Origin of the sequence: Mesorhizobium sp. M1E.F.Ca.ET.041.01.1.1 (assembly GCF_003997355.1) — a bacterium.
Taxonomy (GTDB): domain Bacteria; phylum Pseudomonadota; class Alphaproteobacteria; order Rhizobiales; family Rhizobiaceae; genus Mesorhizobium.
In genome coordinates, this window is the sequence record NZ_RZSL01000086.1 from 1 (window position 1) to 16,447 (window position 16,447).

Annotated in this window: 21 protein-coding genes; 2 read left to right on the forward strand and 19 right to left on the reverse strand. The window is 64.4% G+C overall.

The genetic code is table 11. The features are described 5' to 3' along the window. From EOA38_RS10140 to EOA38_RS10195, 12 genes are all read right to left on the reverse strand, one after another. A partial coding sequence (locus EOA38_RS10140; RefSeq protein WP_189434578.1) for a nickel-dependent hydrogenase large subunit occupies positions 1-615 on the reverse strand: 615 nt, incomplete at its 3' end. Then, entirely contained in the window at positions 612-1,175 is a 564-nt protein-coding gene (hybE, locus tag EOA38_RS10145; protein WP_127299103.1) for a [NiFe]-hydrogenase assembly chaperone HybE, read from the reverse strand. The genes EOA38_RS10140 and hybE, both read right to left, overlap by 4 nt. 1 nt (position 1,176) lies before the next feature. Then, on the reverse strand, positions 1,177-1,401 hold the full coding sequence (locus tag EOA38_RS10150; RefSeq protein WP_126095585.1) for a rubredoxin: 225 nt from the start codon (positions 1,399-1,401) through the stop codon (positions 1,177-1,179). Further along, positions 1,398-2,243 carry a hydrogenase expression/formation protein gene (locus tag EOA38_RS10155; protein ID WP_126095586.1) on the reverse strand — a complete coding sequence of 282 codons (846 nt, stop codon included), beginning with the start codon at positions 2,241-2,243 and terminating at the stop codon, positions 1,398-1,400. Before EOA38_RS10155 ends, EOA38_RS10150 begins: the two co-directional genes overlap by 4 nt. A gap of 26 nt (positions 2,244-2,269) precedes the next feature. Beyond that, on the reverse strand, positions 2,270-2,713 hold the full coding sequence (locus tag EOA38_RS10160) for a hydrogenase-1 expression HyaE (protein ID WP_126095587.1): 444 nt from the start codon (positions 2,711-2,713) through the stop codon (positions 2,270-2,272). 4 nt (positions 2,714-2,717) lie between these two features. Further along, positions 2,718-3,044 (reverse strand): HypC/HybG/HupF family hydrogenase formation chaperone, encoded by a 327-nt coding sequence (locus tag EOA38_RS10165; protein WP_126095588.1) that lies wholly within the window; start codon positions 3,042-3,044, stop codon positions 2,718-2,720. After that, the gene (locus EOA38_RS10170; RefSeq protein WP_127299104.1) at positions 3,044-3,733 is read right to left on the reverse strand and encodes a HyaD/HybD family hydrogenase maturation endopeptidase; all 690 of its coding nucleotides are present in this window, start codon (positions 3,731-3,733) and stop codon (positions 3,044-3,046) included. The genes EOA38_RS10165 and EOA38_RS10170 overlap by 1 nt, the downstream gene beginning before the upstream one ends. A 298-nt stretch (positions 3,734-4,031) precedes the next feature. Beyond that, positions 4,032-4,742 (reverse strand): Ni/Fe-hydrogenase, b-type cytochrome subunit, encoded by a 711-nt coding sequence (gene cybH, locus EOA38_RS10175; RefSeq protein ID WP_127299105.1) that lies wholly within the window; start codon positions 4,740-4,742, stop codon positions 4,032-4,034. Positions 4,743-4,751: 9 nt separating this feature from the next. After that, positions 4,752-5,330 carry a HupE/UreJ family protein gene (locus EOA38_RS10180; protein WP_126095591.1) on the reverse strand — a complete coding sequence of 193 codons (579 nt, stop codon included), beginning with the start codon at positions 5,328-5,330 and terminating at the stop codon, positions 4,752-4,754. Positions 5,331-5,342: 12 nt separating this feature from the next. After that, positions 5,343-7,139, reverse strand: coding sequence for a nickel-dependent hydrogenase large subunit (locus EOA38_RS10185; RefSeq protein ID WP_126095592.1), 1,797 nt, complete (start codon positions 7,137-7,139; stop codon positions 5,343-5,345). Next, entirely contained in the window at positions 7,139-8,215 is a 1,077-nt protein-coding gene (locus EOA38_RS10190; protein ID WP_127299106.1) for a hydrogenase small subunit, read from the reverse strand. Before EOA38_RS10190 ends, EOA38_RS10185 begins: the two co-directional genes overlap by 1 nt. Before the next feature lie 613 nt (positions 8,216-8,828). After that, positions 8,829-9,725 carry a LysR family transcriptional regulator gene (locus tag EOA38_RS10195; RefSeq protein ID WP_126095594.1) on the reverse strand — a complete coding sequence of 299 codons (897 nt, stop codon included), beginning with the start codon at positions 9,723-9,725 and terminating at the stop codon, positions 8,829-8,831. Positions 9,726-9,993: 268 nt separating this feature from the next. Between EOA38_RS10195 and EOA38_RS10200 the strand changes: the two genes are divergently transcribed. After that, positions 9,994-10,728, forward strand: coding sequence for an SDR family oxidoreductase (locus EOA38_RS10200; protein WP_127299107.1), 735 nt, complete (start codon positions 9,994-9,996; stop codon positions 10,726-10,728). Positions 10,729-10,769: 41 nt separating this feature from the next. Further along, positions 10,770-11,369 (forward strand): NADPH-dependent F420 reductase, encoded by a 600-nt coding sequence (locus EOA38_RS10205; protein ID WP_127299108.1) that lies wholly within the window; start codon positions 10,770-10,772, stop codon positions 11,367-11,369. A gap of 377 nt (positions 11,370-11,746) precedes the next feature. Here EOA38_RS10205 and EOA38_RS10210 read toward each other — a convergent pair whose 3' ends face one another. The 7 genes from EOA38_RS10210 to nifE all read right to left on the reverse strand — a co-directional run. After that, the gene (locus EOA38_RS10210; protein ID WP_127299109.1) at positions 11,747-12,367 is read right to left on the reverse strand and encodes a nitrogen fixation protein NifQ; all 621 of its coding nucleotides are present in this window, start codon (positions 12,365-12,367) and stop codon (positions 11,747-11,749) included. Positions 12,368-12,383: 16 nt separating this feature from the next. Then, on the reverse strand, positions 12,384-12,698 hold the full coding sequence (gene fdxB / locus EOA38_RS10215) for a ferredoxin III, nif-specific (RefSeq protein ID WP_126095598.1): 315 nt from the start codon (positions 12,696-12,698) through the stop codon (positions 12,384-12,386). Further along, positions 12,695-12,898 (reverse strand): CCE_0567 family metalloprotein, encoded by a 204-nt coding sequence (locus tag EOA38_RS10220; protein WP_127299110.1) that lies wholly within the window; start codon positions 12,896-12,898, stop codon positions 12,695-12,697. Before EOA38_RS10220 ends, fdxB begins: the two co-directional genes overlap by 4 nt. A gap of 17 nt (positions 12,899-12,915) precedes the next feature. Continuing rightward, positions 12,916-13,398, reverse strand: a complete 483-nt coding sequence (locus tag EOA38_RS10225) for a NifX-associated nitrogen fixation protein (RefSeq protein ID WP_127299111.1) — start codon at positions 13,396-13,398, stop codon at positions 12,916-12,918. 10 nt (positions 13,399-13,408) lie between these two features. Continuing rightward, entirely contained in the window at positions 13,409-13,909 is a 501-nt protein-coding gene (gene nifX, locus EOA38_RS10230) for a nitrogen fixation protein NifX (protein ID WP_127299112.1), read from the reverse strand. After that, positions 13,875-15,257 (reverse strand): nitrogenase iron-molybdenum cofactor biosynthesis protein NifN, encoded by a 1,383-nt coding sequence (gene nifN / locus EOA38_RS10235; protein WP_127299113.1) that lies wholly within the window; start codon positions 15,255-15,257, stop codon positions 13,875-13,877. Before nifN ends, nifX begins: the two co-directional genes overlap by 35 nt. A gap of 8 nt (positions 15,258-15,265) precedes the next feature. Beyond that, positions 15,266-16,447, reverse strand: a 1,182-nt coding sequence (gene nifE / locus EOA38_RS10240; RefSeq protein WP_127299114.1) for a nitrogenase iron-molybdenum cofactor biosynthesis protein NifE, incomplete at its 5' end; no start/stop codon positions are given.

Here is a 16,447-nt window from a genome sequence, read left to right on the forward strand (position 1 = left end):
GCCTATCATGGCCCAGTCCCTTGCCAAGATCGGGTAGGCAAGCCGCGCGGCGGCGGTGCTCCCTTCCGAGGCCCAGGCGGCGAAAGCGGCCGGGTCCATTTCGGAAAGGCGCTCTTCCGCATGGACCATGGCGCACGTCAATTCGGCGGCTTCCGCGGCGATGCGATCGGCATCGGTACCCGGCATTCCGGCCCGCGCACCGGGTGCGAAGGGGTCGCCATCGGGAAACAGCGCTTTTCTCAGCCGCACAGGCAGCGTCATGGCGCGGCGCAGAAGCGCCACCTCAGGCGTGGCATCCGTGAGGTGCTGAACGTCGAGGCTGATCCTGACGAGATGCTCGCGCAGCGTTTCGGCAAACACGACGAGCCGTCGCGCCGTCTGCGTGCGCGGCTCGGTCTCGATGCCCATCGCCGCTTCCGCGGCTTCCACGCCGGCCGCCGCTTGCGCCATGCCGCAAACGCTGAAAAGCGATGCGATCACCCTTATGGCTTCCGTGGCCGATCTCCCCTTCACGATAGGGCCGAGGGCGACGGCGCGCGCCGGCTGGACGCGCGCCTGGAGAACCGCGCCGCCGTCGCAGAAGAGGTCGATCGCGACCCGCCCGTCGAGGCTCATTGCTGGGCGTCCTCGTCGTGAAGCCCGAACAGGGCGCGGCGGGTCAACGGTAGAGGCTTTGCCGTGACCGGGGCGGCGTCTTCATCCGGCGCGGCATCGGGGTCCGGCAAGCGGCCCTCCCAGAGGCGGACCATGTCGACGTCTTCATCGTCTTCCGCTTCGCCCCTGAAAAGCTCGGCAAGCACCTGCCGCGCGGTCTCTTCCGCGCTTTCCTGATCGGCGAATTCGAAGACCGGCGAGAACAGCGAACAGGCGAGGTAGGCGCCGAGCTCTTCCTCATGGGCATGGATGAATTCGAACCTGCCTGCCGGGAATGCGACCTGCTCCTTCGCGCCGGGTCGCAGGCGCGTACGCGCCTCGACGCCCGCGGCAGGCAACAGGACGAGATTCATGAACCAGGGCGTGATCAGGACCGCAAGCCACTCGCCCTGCCACATCCGCACGCCCAGCGCCCGGACGGACAACGCGGGATTGAGGATAGGGATGCCCTCCATGGATGTCCGCTCCACCCGTTGAAAGACGGACTCTAGGCAGCGGACGACGGCAAGCGATTGATCCACGTCAATCGTCCTTTATCACCATGAAATCTTTCCGGGAGCCATCGCAATTGGGGCAACTCCAGTGCGGCGGCAGCTCGGCGAAAGAGGTTCCGGGCGGTACTTGCCAGTAGTCGTCGCCCTCCGCCGGGTCGTAGACATGCCAGCAGATCTTGCATTCGAGCCGCGTCGCCGGGCCGATCTTGGCGTTGTCCCCACCATAGGAGCCGTCGAAGAAGGACGCCGTCATCGATAGACCTCAAGGATCTCGAGCAGCCGGCCATGGCTGTCGGCAATGTCTTCCGGCGCCGCGCTGGCGACCTGCGGCAGGGCAGTCACCTCGATCGTATTGAGGATCAATGCCTCGGTCGAATTGTAGAAGCGCACCCACCAGACATCCCGCGTCGCTGTCGTCGTCACGCGGCAGTTGCCATAGCCGCGCGAGAGGATCGCGACGGATCCCTGCCCGAGCAGTCGGTCGAGGAAGACCAGATCCTCTTCCGTGTGCGGCAGGAGCGACAGATTGATCGCATGCGGCTCGACGCCCGGCCCCGTGCGGCGGATGTGCTCGTTGATCTCGGCGATCAGCGGCGGCGCGTTGAAGACGCCCGCCGGGTAGACCGCCGGGGCGGCGAGCGCCTCACGGCTCCCGGCGAAGGCTTGTGCCATCACGGCGGACGGGAAGGCCCCTACCTCGATCGTATCGCTCGCGAGCCGGCCCTCTGGGCCCGTCCGGCGGACGCGCCAGACGCCGGCAAGCACCGATTCCTGCGCCTGGACGTCGCCGCCGCAGATGACCGACACCTCGCCTTCGCCGAGCACCTGATCGACCAGCGCCAGGCTGGCGTTGTCGAGGCCGGCGAGATCATGGACCGCGTTCGGGCGCCCGGGCGAAAAAGCGGCGAGGCTGTCGGCCACCGCCGAAAGGACGGCGAGCGCCGCTTGCAGCCCGGCGACGTCCTCCCTTTCCGGCAGGATCGGCCGGGCAAAGGTGAGCATGCCCTTGGGCATCTCCATATACTGCAGCTCGCCGCCGTCCGCTTCGGCCGGCTGCGAGCCCGGCCCTACGCTGCCAAAGGAATCGATCGCCATGTTCTAGCCCTCCCGGCTTGCCCCGCTCAGTGGAAGTGGTCGTGATCGTGACGATCGCTGGTCGCGCAGCCCTCCGGCAGTTCGAAGGGCGGCGGCGCGGAAGGTTCGCGCGCCAGGATCGAAGAAATCTCGCCGAGATAGTCCTCCCAATCGAGAACGCGCTTGATGACGCCGAGATATCCGCCGTTTCTCAGGAAAACGAGGGCGGGGAACGCGTTGAACCGGTAGCGGCCCTGCAGCTTCCGCTCGCTCTCCCTGGCGACCACCGCCGCCTCGAACACGCCCTGGAAGGCTGCGACCAGTTCCGGCAGGATCACCGCCACGTCGTTGCTCTCGACGAGCCGCTGCCAGTCGCCAGGGAAGAAAAGCACCGTGAAGTCGTGATCCTCGGCGAACGCATCCACCGTCGTCAGGTCAACGACGGCCATGCCGTGGCGCTCGATCATCGTGCTGAGAAGCGGCGAAAACATAGGCTCAAGCGTCCTCCGTGCTTTGTGCTGAAGAGGCCGCGCGCAGATGCTCCGGCAATTGCGGCTCGCGGCCGACGAGGTCGGCGAAGAGATGGTCGAGATCGGTGTCGCCGGCGAGCGCCCGCTCGGCGGCTTCGAGCGCGTCGGCGATCCGGCGCGCCGCTTCGGGCGTGACCACCTCGCGCGCCGCGTTGAGGAAAGCGACGATCCAGGTGCCGGCGGGCTGGTCGCCGGTAAGCGTCATGTCGATCCGACGCAGTCCGGCCCGTCCCCGGCAGAGCGCAATGCCGCTATGCGATTCGACCACCTCGAGGGGCACGCCGATGCACATCAGCCCTGCCCTCCCCGCGAGCGGAGAAGCCGATCGATCTCGCTCTCGTAATTTTCCGGCGCTCGAAAACCGCCGCCTTGCAGGATGCGCGCGTCGCCGATGCGGCAGGCTTCGTCGGACCGCGGCCGACCGCTCTCGTAGAGGCCGATCCGCATCTCGCGCGACGCCAGCGTCTCGTCTTCCGCAAGCGGCTCGGCGCGCCTCCCCGCCATCACTCCCTGGCGGGCAAGCCAGTCGACGGCGATGCCGATCGCCGGAACGATGCGGTCCCTTACGACGGGGCGCAGGCTGCCGCCATAGTCGTCCAACTCCTCCGGCTGGACGCCGACCAGGAGCAGACGACGAGGATAGTCACCCATCATCGCCGCCATCGCCAGCACCTCCTGGAAGCCGGTCTGATGCAGCGAAACCTTCTTCACACCGAGGAAGGCGGGAACCTCGTCGTCCTCGACAACCTTGATGGTGGCGGGGGGCAGGCCGTAGTCGACCGCGTCGAAGACGACCAGAATGTCGGTCTCGCGGATGTGCTGGACGAGATAGATGCCCTGCGTGCCGCCGTCCATCACGCGCACATTGTCGGGCGTCTCGTAGAGACGGTTGAATTCCTCCACGGCGCGGACACCGAAGCCTTCGTCCGCCCACAACAGATTGCCGATGCCGAGCACCAGCACCGAGGGTGCATCCTCCACAGGCGTTTTCCTCCCGCCTCCTGTCTTCCCCCTGGGAACAGCAAGAAGCGGGCCAAGTTCGCGGGTCACGGCCGAACCCAGCAAAAGCAAGGATGTGAGGGTCGGCTGCGGAATGACGCTGAAAGGTCTTCAGCCGGTTTTGTCATCAAAATGGAAAGATGTCTTCCACTAGACCGACAAGCCCGGTGCCGGCGGGAAGCGAGCATTTCACCACTGGAAAGCCGCCTTTCAGCCGGCAAGAAAGAAGAGGCCGGTGCGGCTGCACGCCGCACCGGCCAAGTGCTCGCGGTCATGAGCGTCAGTGGGAGTCCTTGGGCATCCCGTTGCCTCGGAAGGTCCGCCAGCCCGAGAACATGGAGGAGATGATCGATTGCCTCGACATGATGTCCTCGCGCACCGCGGCGTAGACATGGACGATGACGAAGCAGATGATCACCCACATACCGAGATGATGCCAGGTATGGACGTCCTGGCTCTGGCCAAAGAGCGGAATGACCCAGCTCGTGAACAGGCTGTACTGCCAGGAGCCCATGCCCTCGCCTTCGCCGTAGAGCGCCAGCCCGGTCACGATCATGAAGATCGCGAACCAGACGAACAGAATGTGCATGGCCAGCGTGGCAAGCGGATTGTGCCCGGAATATTTCATCGGCTCCTTGACGAGCATCGCGTACCAGAGCACCTCGTGCCAGAGTTCGCGCCAGAACCGGCCGCTCAGGACCGGCGGCAGGAAGATCTGGCGGGCATGCTCGCTGCCGACGAACGCCCAATAGACGCGGAAGGCGAAGCCGATCACCAGAATGTATCCGGCGGAGAAGTGCAGATAGCGGATCCAGCCGAAGAGAAAGCTGGCGCTCGCCTCTCCGCCGACCGCAGGCGGCGGAGACCCGATCAGATAGCCGGTCCCGGCCAGGGTGAAGATCGCGAAGGCGTTGACCCAGTGCCATAGGCGCAGCGGCGCCTCATAGACATAGACGGCTTCTTCGCTGCGCGGCGTGTGGCTGGCGCTCATGGCTGCCTCCTACCCGCCGAAGACCAGCGCCGCGCCGGAGCCGGCGACAAGGATGCCGAGGCCTGCGCGCGCCATGGTCGATCGGGCGAGCTTCAGCCCGATGCCGACGCCGAGCCCGTGCAGCGCCGCGGTGGAAAGCGAGAAACCGGCAACATAGGCCAGGGCCGCGCCGGTTGCCTCGTCGGCATGGGCATGACCGTGGAAGAGAGCGAAGAGACCGGTGAGCCCGACGCCAGCGATGGCGGGCAGCCCTGCGCCGGCCACGATCATCAGCCCAAGCGCGAGCACCGAGAGCGCGACCATGCCTTCCACCGCCGGCAGTCCTATGCCGGCGAAAGAGAGCGCCGCGCCGGCGATCATCATGCCGACGAAAGCCGCGGGCGCCGCCCATGGCCGGGACGGCGCGGCCGTCGCCGACCAGACGCCGACCGCGGCCATGGCCATCAGGTGGTCGAGGCCAAGGAAAGAATGCGCCATGCCGGCGGCGAAGCCGTCGGCATGGCCGGCGCCGACATGGGCGAGCGCCGGACCGGCGAGAGCCGCGAGCGAGCCCGCAGCGAAAGCAAGTTTCAGAACCGTGCGTCTCATCTCAATTCCTCCCTAGCGCACCTTGACGTCAGCCAGTTCCTGGCCGTCCGGACCCATGACATGGGTCGAGCAGGCCAGGCAGGGGTCGAAGCTGTGGATCGTTCTGAGGATCTCGACCGGCTCCTCCGGCCGCTCCACTTTCGTATCCATGAGCGAAGCCTCGAACGCGCCTATGTTGCCTTGATGATCGCGCGGCGAGCCATTCCAGGTGGTCGGCACGACGCATTGGTAATTCTCGATGCGGCCGTCCTTGATGCGCACCCAATGGCCGAGCGCCCCGCGCGGCGCCTCGGTGAAGCCGACGCCCTTGACCTCCGAGGGCCAGGTCTTCGGGTCCCATTTGTCGGTGGTCGCCGTCGCGCTGTCGCCCGCCTTGATGTTGGCGACCAGCTTGTCGAGAAAATAGGCCTGCTTGTGCGCGGCCCATTGCGCTTCGAGCGCGCGCGCCGCGGTGCGGCCGAGCGTCGAGAACAGCGCCTCGAGGGGGACATTGAGCGCCCGCAGCGTCGAATCGACCTGCTCCTTGATGTCCTCGCGGCCCTGCGCATAGCCGACGACGTAGCGGGCGAGCGGCCCGACCTCCATGGCATTGCCTCGCCAGCGCGGCGCCTTGATCCAGGAATATTTCGCGCTCTCGTCGATCTCGACGATGTTGGTGCGCGTGCCCTTGGCGTTCGGCCCGAGCTCGTAATGCGCCTCGGTGACGCCGTCCCAGGGGTGAAGGCCCTTGGCCTCGTCCGGATATTTGTACCAGGAATGCGGCACGAATTCCTGGACTTGCTCGGGATCGCGCACGTCGACCGGCAGCACTTCCTTGAGATTGCCGTTGATGATCGCGCCCTGCGGCATCAGGAGATTGCCGGCCGAATAGTCGTTCGCCTTGTCGGGAATGTCGCCATAGGCAAGCACGCTCTTGCCCGACAGTCCTCCGCCGTAGAGCCAGCCCTTGTAGAACCCGCCGATGGCGATGATGTCGGGGATGTAGACATTTTCGACGAACTCGATCGAGCGGTCGATGACGCTGCGGACATAGTTCAGCCGCTCCATGTTGATCGGCGCGCCGGCGGCGAGTTCCCCATCGATGTTGATCGCGCATGGCACGCCGCCGACCAGCCAGTTCGGATGGATGTCCTTGCCGCCGAAGATCGTTCGTGTCGTCATGATCTCCTTCTGGAAGTCGAGCGCTTCGAGATAGTGCGTGACCGCCATCAGGTCGGCCTCGGGCGGCAGCAGGTAGGCCGGGTTGGTCCAGTAGCCGTTCTTGAACGGGCCGAGCTGACCGCTCTCGACGAATTTCTTCAACCGGTTCTGGACGTCGCGGAAATAGCCGGGCGACGACATCGGATGGCTCGGCGAAACCGTCTGCTGCAGTTCCGACGTCGCCTTGGGATCGGCCTTGAGCGCGTTGACGGGGTTCACCCAGTCGAGCGCGTGCAGGTGATAGAAATGCACGAGGTGATCATGCACCTGCAGCGAAAGCTGCATGATGTTGCGGATCGAGTTCGCGTTCTCGGGGATCGTGATGCCGAGCGCATCCTCGACCGCGCGCACCGAGGTGAGCGCATGCGTTCCGGTGCATACGCCGCAGATGCGCTGGGTAAAGGCCCAGGCGTCGCGCGGGTCCCGTCCCTTGAGAATGACTTCGAGCCCGCGCCACATGGTTCCGGTCGAAACCGCGTTGCGGATGACGTTGTTCTGGTCGACGTTGACCTCGCAGCGCATATGGCCTTCGATGCGGGTCACCGGATCGACGACGACGCGCTGTCCCGAAGTGTCGAGACTGAACCCGTTCGGTGTCTGGATGCCCATCAGCTTTGCCCTCCCTTTTCGCGCATCCGCTTGACCACGCTCGCCGCCGCATGCGCGGCCGCCGCAGCGCCGACCACCGTCGCGGCCGTCGCCCCGATCCTGTCGGCGTTTGCCTCGACGCCGAAGCCGTTGATGTTGCTGAGGCGACTGTAGAAATCGCCCTTGTCCCAGAAGCCGTCTTCCGAACAGCCGATGCAGGGGTGGCCGGCCTGGATCGGGAAGGAGAGGCCGCCGTTCCAACGCACGGTGGAGCAGGCGTTGTAGGTGGTCGGGCCCTTGCAGCCCATCTTGTAGAGGCAGTAGCCCTTGCGCGCGCCCTCGTCGTCGAAGGCTTCCACGAACTGGCCGGCGTCGAAATGCGGCCGCCGGTAGCATTTGTCGTGGATGCGCTGGCTGTAGAACATCTTCGGACGGCCCTGCCGGTCGAGCTCGGGGAAGCGCTCGAAGGTCAGGATATAGGTGATGACGGCCGTCATAACCTCGGCGATGGGCGGACAGCCTGGCACCTTGATGATCGGCTTGTCGGGCAGACCGGGAACCTTGTGGACGGGCGTCGCGCGCGTCGGATTCGGCCGCGCCGCCTGCACGCAGCCCCATGAGGCGCAGGACCCCCAGGATATGATCGCCTTGGCGTTCTGGGCGGCGTATTTGAGCTGGTCGACGAAGGGCTTGCCGCCGATGATGCAGAACATGCCGTCCTCGTTGAGGGGCGGATTGCCTTCGACGGCGAGGATGTAGTTGCCCTTGTATTGTTCGACGGTCTCGGTGACGATCGCCTCGGCCTGGTGGCCGGCGGCCGCCATGATCGTGTCGTCGTAGTCGAGCGACAGCATCGAAAGCACGACATCCTTGGCGAGCGGATGAGCCGAGCGGATGAAGCTCTCCGAGCAGCAGGTGCATTCGAGCCCGTGCAGCCAGAGCACCGGAATGCGCGGCTTCGATTCCATCGCATAGGCGATCTTCGGCGCGAAGGCGGGACCAAGGCCAAGCGACGCCGCCGTCAGGCTGCAGAATTTCAGGAAGCTCCGGCGGGTGATCCCCTGCCGTCGCATGACTTCATAGAAGGTCTCTTGCATCGGGCTCTCCTCCACGGGCAGCGGCATTCTCCAGCGCTGCCGGCGTGAAAGGACTGATGCAAGTCCGATGCCAAAGCAGAAAAGTTTAATGAATACAACTGTGTGCGGCTGCACGACCGACTGTCATCGGCATGGGCCGCCGCATGCTGCTGGCAGGCCGACTTACAAATTGCAAGGAAAGCTGTCAGCGCCGATGTCTCGCTGCATGGACGGGCAGCACCCGGACAGGCCTTGCGCCGCCATATCCGCACCGATCACGAACTGCGGGCAGAAGGCGATGCCCGGCCCTCCCGCGCCACATTCAACCTGTGCGGAATTGAATTGGGCTGACGGCATTGCGATTTTGGCGCGCGGACAAGAAGCGGATACCGTCAAAAGACCGCCAGAGCGGTCCTTCTGCACGCAATGGTCCGCGATAGATGTTGAAAATTTCTGCTTTTCAAATCAGTGATTTAGGGTGGGTTTGCGATAGCCCGATGGGCCGCGAAGGCGCCGCCGACATAGCCGAAGCTACTGTCAGCAGCGCAAGGGGTTAACCGCGATGTCACTTGGAGCCGTCGCAGCTCGGCTTCCGACCGGATTACGGCAAGCGTCGCCGGCGACCCACCGCGCGTCAGTCGCGCGATAGGGACAGCCCGGCGAGAAGCGAAGCGTACGCGGCAAGCCTGCGGGATACGAACTCCGTGAAGAGCCGCACGCGCTTCGTCTTGCGTGCCTCCCCCTGTGTGAGAAGCCAGAGCGTTCCGTACATGTGCAGGTTGGTACCCGGCACCCTCGCCAGCAGGGGGTCGGCATCTCCCACGAAGCACGGCAGCGTCGTCATCCCGAGCCCCTGCCGCACCGCGACCATCTGCGCCTCGGCATCCGTGACCCTGAACGGAACCTCGACGGTGCGAACCTCACCTTCGTGGGCCCAGTCCGGGATTCCATGAATGCTTATGACGATCCAGCGGATGGGATCAGGCGCGCCCGCACGCCACGCGGCCAGTCGATCGCGGGACATGTAGATACCGCCGAATACATCCGGTCCCTTCAGACCGTGAAGATTGAGCGGCAGGTTTTTGCGGTCGTAGACGACGCGAATCGCGACGTCGGCCTCTCGGTTGGTCAGATTTGCCAGCTCGCCGGACGACAAGATTTCCATCTCGATGTCCGGATAAAGACGCGCGAAATCGGAGAAGTCCGGCATGAGCAGGTGGGTCGCCAGCGGCGGTGCCAGTGTCACCCGCAGACGCCCGCGCACGCTCTGGTCGCGGCCAAAGACGCGCGTCTCCAGTTGGTGCGACGACGCTTCCATCTGGTCGGCGAGCTCGAGGACCTCCTCCCCCGCAGCCGTGAGGCGGTAGCCCGAAGGCAGCTTCTCGAACATGTGCGCCCCGAGCCGTTCCTCCAGTTGGGCGATGCGTCGCAGCACGGTCGAGTGGTTCACCCCGAGGCGCTCGGCGGCAGCCCGCACCGAGCCTGCGCGCGCGACGGCAAGAAAGTAGCGAACGTCGTCCCAGTCGATCATGGTGCAATCCCGCACCGCGGGGTGCGTCTTCCAAAGCCCGTATTTAATACATCGAACAGCAGTACGGGCTATTATCATAGCCTATGTCGACGGGCGCGGCCCAATTCCGAACGGCGGACACCGATCGTCGCGGCTGGCGTCAGTCGTCCAGCTGGATCGATTCCGCACCACCGATGTGCGCGCTTCCGCACTCAACAACTGATGCCGGCGGACCCATTTCGAGGTTCTCGGAGGCAGATACTGTCCCGACGCCACGAAAGGAGAAGTCATGGGAAAGCTTGAGGGTAAGGTTGCTGTCATCACGGGTGGATCGAGCGGTATGGCGCTGGCGAGCGCCAAGCGGTTCGTTGAAGAAGGCGCCTATGTTTTCATCACGGGCCGGAGACAGGAGGCGCTGGACGAGGCCGTCAGGCTGATCGGCCGGAACGTGACCGGCGTGCGCAGCGACGCGTCCAATCTCGACGACCTCGACCGCCTGTTCGACACAGTCAAGCGGGAAAAGGGCAAGATCGACGTGCTGTACGCCAGCGCCGGCACGGGCGAAGCCGTCCCGCTGGGCGAGATTACCGAGCAGTATTTCGATGCGACCTTCGGCCTGAATACGCGCGGTACGCTGTTCACGGTGCAAAAGGCGTTGCCGCTGTTCAACGATGGCGGATCGATCTTCATGACCGGATCAGTTGCTTCGGTGAAGGGTTTTCCTGGTTACAGCGTGTATGCGGCGAGCAAGGCGGCGTTGCACGCATTCGCACGCGGGTGGCTAAACGAGCTGAAGGGCAGGAACATCCGGGTGAACGTGCTGCACCCGGGGCCGATCGCCACGCCGATGCAGGACCAAGTTCTCACCGAGGAGGCGAAGCGGATGTTCGAATCCCTGATTCCGCGGGGAAAGATGGGGCGTCCTGAGGAAATTGCGGCGGCCGCGGTGTTTCTTGCTTCCGACGATTCCAGCTTCGTGAATGGGGTGGAGCTGTCAGTCGACGGCGGCTTCTCGGCCATCTGAAAGGTGGGGGAATCAACATCAACACGGATCGGAGAAGTATTATGAGCTACGCAATCGTAGGATTCGGCAAGGTAGGGCAGGCTCTCGCCCACGCCTTCGCCCGTAAAAACATCGACGTGACCGTCGCTAGCCGCCGGCCGCCCGAGGCGCTGGCGCCGCAGGCTCGGGCGATTGGACCCACGGTCGTCGCCAAGTCGTTGCGGGAAGCACTCGAGGCCGACACAATCATCCTGGCGGTCCCGTTCGGGGAGCATCGCGAGGTTGCGAAGGCCCTGCCGAGCTGGAAAGGCAAGACGGTCATCGACGCGATGAACGCGTTGGTTCCCCTTGAGGAACTGGACGGCCTCCCGTCCTCCGCCTTCGTCGCGAAGTCGTTCACCGGCGCCAAGCTCGTGAAAGGCTTCAATCACCTGGTTGCGGCCACCCTGGCCGCCGATCCGATCGTCGAGGGCGGCCACCGGGTCGTCTTTCTGTCAAGCGACGACGAGGACGCGACCGCTCCCGTGGCGGATTTGGCCAAACAACTCGGGTTCGCACCCGTCAAGCTGGGAAAGCTCAACGAGGGTGGCGCGCTGGTGCACGCGCGCGACCGCATTTGGGGCCGGCTCATCTTCCAGGATTTGTTCAAGAAGGAGCAGTAATCGAAGGCGTATGGGCGCTGTTCGAAGAGCGGGAGGACGCCCGACGGAGCGGCAGATCTGCGGGCGCCGAGTATCGATCGACTGCTATCGATGGCCTAGGATTCGCCCGGGTGCCCTCTGCTATCCGCTACTACTCCACGGTACGACCCCTCACTCCCACTCCATTCCTAGCAACGCAAAGCATTGATTTCAAAAAGGGATAATTTTTCAAACTTTTGAGACCGTCAGAAAGACCGTCAACTTTCCTTCCGTTTTGTCAGTAGTACCCCTTCGGCTCGGCCTGATCACCGAGCGTATCGTGCAATTCATCGGCTCAGGGAATAGCGATTTGCCCTTGAGCGCCACAGCGAAACCGAAAACCCTTTTCCGATTTCTACCTACGGAAGTTCCATGCCGTTCCTGATCCGTGCAAGGCGGCTTTCGCCTTCTTCGGTGCCGAAGCAGCTTTCGAAATCGGTGCATTCCCGGCAACTGGGCGTGGTGCACAGCGAAAAGCCCTCGGCCTCGCAGAGCTTGCGGTAAAAGTACTTCTTCCATTTCATGTTCTTGGTATTGCCGGCCGCAAGCAGCGGAAAATGGGTGGCTAGCAGGCGGCTGAGCTCCGCACGATCAAACAGGCCGAGGTCCTGCCAGAGATGATCGTTGCGCATGGCGCGCCGGGCGATGATCTTGGCTAGACGGGCGCTGGTTTTGTTGCCCGGCCGGGCATAAGCAAGAAGCAGATCGCGCAGCAGTTGTTCTTCCATATCCGGTTCGGGATCGGCCAGTTCGTCGATCGCGAAGGCCTTGGCCGGGGCGACAGGAAAGCAACGGGTGAGCACGTCGCGCAGCTCGGCCCGCGACAGGCCGGTCGCCTCCGTCGCGGTCGCCTCACCCGCCTCGACCTCTTCCAGAGCGCGCGAGAGGACGCAAGCGAGCACATGCTGGTCGAACCCCGTTTCCACGTCAATCGGCGGCCATTGGCCGGCGCTGAGGCAGACGTAGTGATGGGCGAACATGATGCTCTCCCTCAATTCATGCAGCGATCCTGTCTGCCGCCACATGGGTCTGGCAGGTCTTCGGACAGACGCGCGCGCAGGCACCGCAGCCGATGCAGCGGCCGGCATGGTCGACGACCATGATCATCCGGTTGAGATCGCCGTCAAAATCGTCGTCGCCGTCGCAGGCGCCGAGGATCTCGCCCTCGTCGTCGACACCGTAGAGGTGCATCACCTCTCGCGAGCAGACCTTGAAGCAGCGGCCGCAGCCGATGCAGGTCGCCCCGTCGATCGCGGTCAGGTATTCCGGCATCCAGCTGGAGCCGTCACGGGTCTCGAATGCGCTCGTCATTCCGCTTTCTCCAACGCGGCCAGTTCCTTCCTTGCCGCGTCCAGTTCGGCGAACACGTCGAACGTCTTTTCCGCGACCGCCTTGACTTCGCTCCAGTTGAGCGGAAGGTCCTCGGCCAGGTCGTGCAATTCCATCTTCGCATCGCCCGCGCGCGACTGCAGCTTCCGGACCTTCTTCTGGAGTTCTTCGATATTCGGCATCCTGTGGTCCCCTTGCTCTAGGCCCGTGCTACTTCGGGATAGGCGTTAATGGCGGAAACCGCATCGTCGACGAACTTCGTCCCCGCTTCCGCGAGCTTCTGCAGCGTCTCGAAGCCGAAGCGGTGGACGTCGCGCAGGCTCTTCGACAGCACGACCAGGCGGCCGGCCGTAAGCAGGACACGCCCGAAGCCTTCGTGATGCAACTTCATCATGGGCGAGGCCATCAGGCCGGATCGCTCCTCGATCGCCAAGCCGACGGCAGCATAGAAAATGTCGAGCCGCCACAGCACGTCAGGATCGGGATCGCCGATGATCGGAATCTCGCGGCGCTGCTCTTTCGTGACGATGAAGTCGGAAAGCAGTTCGTCGTCCAATTTACCTTCCCACGATCCATAGGAATCCTGGGCGCGGATCAGCCGCACGAGGCATTTGACGAAGGGCATAGCAAGCGCCGCTTCGTCGTCATTGACAGCAGAAGGAGTAACGGCGACTTCGGACATGTCTTGTCTCCTAATCCTCGTCGTCGTCGAAGGACGGGTTCTTCTCGACGACACCTGCCTCGGCGAGCACCTTGCGCAGCCAGGGCGGCGGCGCAGTCCTCAGCATCGTCTGCGTGCGCGACAGCACATCCTCGATCGACTGTGGCTGCGGCACCTTGATCGGATGGATCTTTGCCGAGACGACTTTGGCCGCCGAAGGCCCGCCGATGGCAAGGCAGAACAGCAGTTGGCAGCCCTTCAACGCCTCCACCTTCGGCGTGATGCGGTCGTCGCCCTCGGTCCGGTGCTTGCCGCTCTCGTCGGAGACGTCGCCGAAGGCCACGGCCTCGACGAAGGTCCAAACCTCGGGCGTCACATCATAGACGGCGAAGCGCTTGGCCGATCCGAAATGGGCGTTGAGGCCCTTCATGTCCTGCGTGGCGATCGCCACGCGCAAGGCGCCGGCCTGCCGTTCCGTCTTGGGCGCGTGAAGATCGTCAGTGACGAGTGACAAGCGGCGAATGGCGGTCATCTGGCATGTCCCGGTTGCGGAATCGATCGAGTGCCTCGGGCGTAGGCTCGTGCTGGTTGGCTTGAAAAATGTTGGCGGCCTCGAAGATCAGGTCGCGGGTTCCCTGATAGAGGATGGTGAGCTTGTGCTGGCTGCCGAGCCGATCGAAGATCGGAAAGCCGACGCGCATCAGAGGGGTGCCGAGGCGCTCGGCCGCCTGTCGGCCGTGCGAATGCGTGACGAGGAGATCGGCGCCGCCGGCAAGGCGTTCCAGGTCGCCGAGGTCGCCGACCTGCACCGTTTCTGCCGGCACTTTTGCCAGTATTTTCGAGGTTCCGACCGTCGTTACCGCCGCCATAATCTCCGCGCCCATGCCGATGAAGAAGGTGGCAAGCTGGTAGAGCTGGTCCGGCTCGGCCGCGATCGCGATCCTCTTGCCGCCGAAATGGAAGTGCCCGTCGAGCAGGGCGTCCTGCAGCTGCGCGCGGCGGCGGTGGATTTTCGCCGGCGCCGGCATGCCCGAAATCGCCGTGAGCAGCGACACGAACCGGTCAACGCTCTTCAATCCCGTCAGCGACTGAAACAGCACGTAGGGCACGCCGGTCAACTTCCGCAGCGCCTCCGCCGGCCGGCGCATGTGCTCGCCGATGGCGATACACTGCACCGCCGTACCGAGCTCGCGGATGTCCTCGACGTTCGTCCCGCCGTAGGTGGTCGGAATCCAGCGGTCCGGAACGGTGCCATCCAGAGAGCCGGAGACGTCCGGCAGGATCACCGGCTCGAGCCCGAAACTCTCCACCGTCTCGCGCAGATGCTCGATGTCGGCCACGGTCAGGTTCCAGCCGGGCAGGATTGCGATCTTCTTCGCGTTACGCGCCTGCGCGCCCGGCCGCGTGATCCCTTCGATCATCGCCGTGACGGCCTTGGCCCAGCCCTCCTCGATCGCGCCATCAAAATCCGGCGTGTTGGTAAGCACCACTTCGGTGCCCGCAAGCTCTTCCGCGCGCTTTGCTCGGATGGTGGCGACGTCGCCAGCAAAATCCTCGCCGCGCGTCTCGACCAGCGCGGTCGTGCAGACGCCGATCAGCCTCGGCTTTGTGCGGGTCTTGAGGTTGAGGATCGCCTCTTCGAGATGGTCCGCCCCGCCGAGGATCGTCGCGACCTCGTCCATCGCGGTGGTCTGCAGCGGGATCGTCTCCTTGAAGTGCCGCACGAAGAGCACCAGCGCGAAGCTGGTGCAGCCCTGGCTGCCATGGAACAGCGGCATCGCCTCGTCGACGCCGAGGAAGGCGAAGGCCGCGCCCAGCGGCTGCGACGACTTCAGCGGGTTGACTGCGGCCGATTTGGTCTGGGGAAGGATACGGACCATGGTCGCTCTCAACACTCGCCGAAGTCGTCGGCCGTCGTGCCGGCGAATTTCCTGAAGGCGTGGACCGTAGCGGTCACGCCTTCTTCGCCCGGCGCCTCCTCCTCCGAGGCAAGATATCCATCCCACGGCGCCGGCTCGCGCACCTGCGCCCAAACCGGATTGTGGATGGCGAGATCGATCTGGCGCACCAACTCCACCATCCCGTCATAGCCGGCATAGGGGTGGTGTCGCTCCTGGTTGATGTCGAGCCAGGGCATCTTCGCTTTCAGCGCGATGAATTGCGTGCGTCCGCCCGATAGCATGATGTCGGCCTTGTGCTCGGCAAGCATGGCATAGAGGTCGCGCGGCGCCATCGACTCGAACATGTGGTTCTCGTCCTTGAGGATCTGCTTGATCCGCTCCTTGTCCTCGACCGTCGATTTCTTCACCGACGTGCCAACGATTTCGACGCCGATCTCCATCAGCGCGTGGACGACCGACCAGGACTTCACGCCCCCGGTGTTGAGCAGCACGCGCTTGCCTTGGAGCGGTGGCCGGTAGGCCTCCAGCCTCCGCCAGGCGGTCGCCTCCTCCTCCGCGATCAGCGCTTCCGTCCGGTCAAGCAGCTCCGGATCGGCACCCCTCCTCACCAGCAGCCCGGCGATCTGCCGCAACGCTTCCGACGTGTCGGTGATGCCGTAGAAAGAGCCCTCGAAGAACGGGATGCCCCAACGCTCCTCCATCTTGCGGGCGAGATTGATGAGTGCGGTCGAGCACACCATCATCGTCGCCCGCGCGCGGTGCGCGGAGGCGACGTCGAGATAGCGCGCATCGCCCGGGATGCAGGCGCGCACCCGAATGCCGAGCCTGTCCAGCAGCGGCTTCACCAGCCAGAATTCGCCCGACAGATTGAACTCGCCGAGAATGTTGATGTCGTAAGCGCCGGCATCGTCCGGCTCGACCGTGCCGATGACATGGTCAAGCAGCGCTTCGCCTGCGAGCTTATTGCCGAGGTTCTTCGAGCCGACGAAGCCGGGTGCGTTGACCGGCACAACCGGCAGTCCGAACTTTTCCGCTGCGCGCTTGCAGACGGCCTCGATATCGTCGCCGATCAGCGCTGTTACGCAGGTCGAATAGACGAAGACCGCAGGCGGCGAATAGGCCTCCTTGATCTCGCGGATCGCCTTGAAGAGCTTCCGCTCGCCCTGCCC

What these genes read in the sequence shown, in the direction of transcription:
- EOA38_RS10150 (WP_126095585.1), bottom strand. Translation starts at nt 1,401, where the DNA reads ATGACGGCGTCCTTCTTCGACGGCTCCTATGGTGGGGACAACGCCAAG.
- EOA38_RS10155 (WP_126095586.1), bottom strand. Translation starts at nt 2,243, where the DNA reads ATGGCGATCGATTCCTTTGGCAGCGTAGGGCCGGGCTCGCAGCCGGCC.
- EOA38_RS10160 (WP_126095587.1), bottom strand. Translation starts at nt 2,713, where the DNA reads ATGTTTTCGCCGCTTCTCAGCACGATGATCGAGCGCCACGGCATGGCC.
- EOA38_RS10165 (WP_126095588.1), bottom strand. Translation starts at nt 3,044, where the DNA reads ATGTGCATCGGCGTGCCCCTCGAGGTGGTCGAATCGCATAGCGGCATT.
- cybH (WP_127299105.1), bottom strand. Translation starts at nt 4,742, where the DNA reads ATGAGCGCCAGCCACACGCCGCGCAGCGAAGAAGCCGTCTATGTCTAT.
- EOA38_RS10180 (WP_126095591.1), bottom strand. Translation starts at nt 5,330, where the DNA reads ATGAGACGCACGGTTCTGAAACTTGCTTTCGCTGCGGGCTCGCTCGCG.
- EOA38_RS10185 (WP_126095592.1), bottom strand. Translation starts at nt 7,139, where the DNA reads ATGGGCATCCAGACACCGAACGGGTTCAGTCTCGACACTTCGGGACAG.
- EOA38_RS10190 (WP_127299106.1), bottom strand. Translation starts at nt 8,215, where the DNA reads ATGCAAGAGACCTTCTATGAAGTCATGCGACGGCAGGGGATCACCCGC.
- EOA38_RS10195 (WP_126095594.1), bottom strand. Translation starts at nt 9,725, where the DNA reads ATGATCGACTGGGACGACGTTCGCTACTTTCTTGCCGTCGCGCGCGCA.
- EOA38_RS10200 (WP_127299107.1), top strand. Translation starts at nt 9,994, where the DNA reads ATGGGAAAGCTTGAGGGTAAGGTTGCTGTCATCACGGGTGGATCGAGC.
- EOA38_RS10205 (WP_127299108.1), top strand. Translation starts at nt 10,770, where the DNA reads ATGAGCTACGCAATCGTAGGATTCGGCAAGGTAGGGCAGGCTCTCGCC.
- EOA38_RS10210 (WP_127299109.1), bottom strand. Translation starts at nt 12,367, where the DNA reads ATGTTCGCCCATCACTACGTCTGCCTCAGCGCCGGCCAATGGCCGCCG.
- fdxB (WP_126095598.1), bottom strand. Translation starts at nt 12,698, where the DNA reads ATGACGAGCGCATTCGAGACCCGTGACGGCTCCAGCTGGATGCCGGAA.
- EOA38_RS10220 (WP_127299110.1), bottom strand. Translation starts at nt 12,898, where the DNA reads ATGCCGAATATCGAAGAACTCCAGAAGAAGGTCCGGAAGCTGCAGTCG.
- EOA38_RS10225 (WP_127299111.1), bottom strand. Translation starts at nt 13,398, where the DNA reads ATGTCCGAAGTCGCCGTTACTCCTTCTGCTGTCAATGACGACGAAGCG.
- nifX (WP_127299112.1), bottom strand. Translation starts at nt 13,909, where the DNA reads ATGACCGCCATTCGCCGCTTGTCACTCGTCACTGACGATCTTCACGCG.
- nifN (WP_127299113.1), bottom strand. Translation starts at nt 15,257, where the DNA reads ATGGTCCGTATCCTTCCCCAGACCAAATCGGCCGCAGTCAACCCGCTG.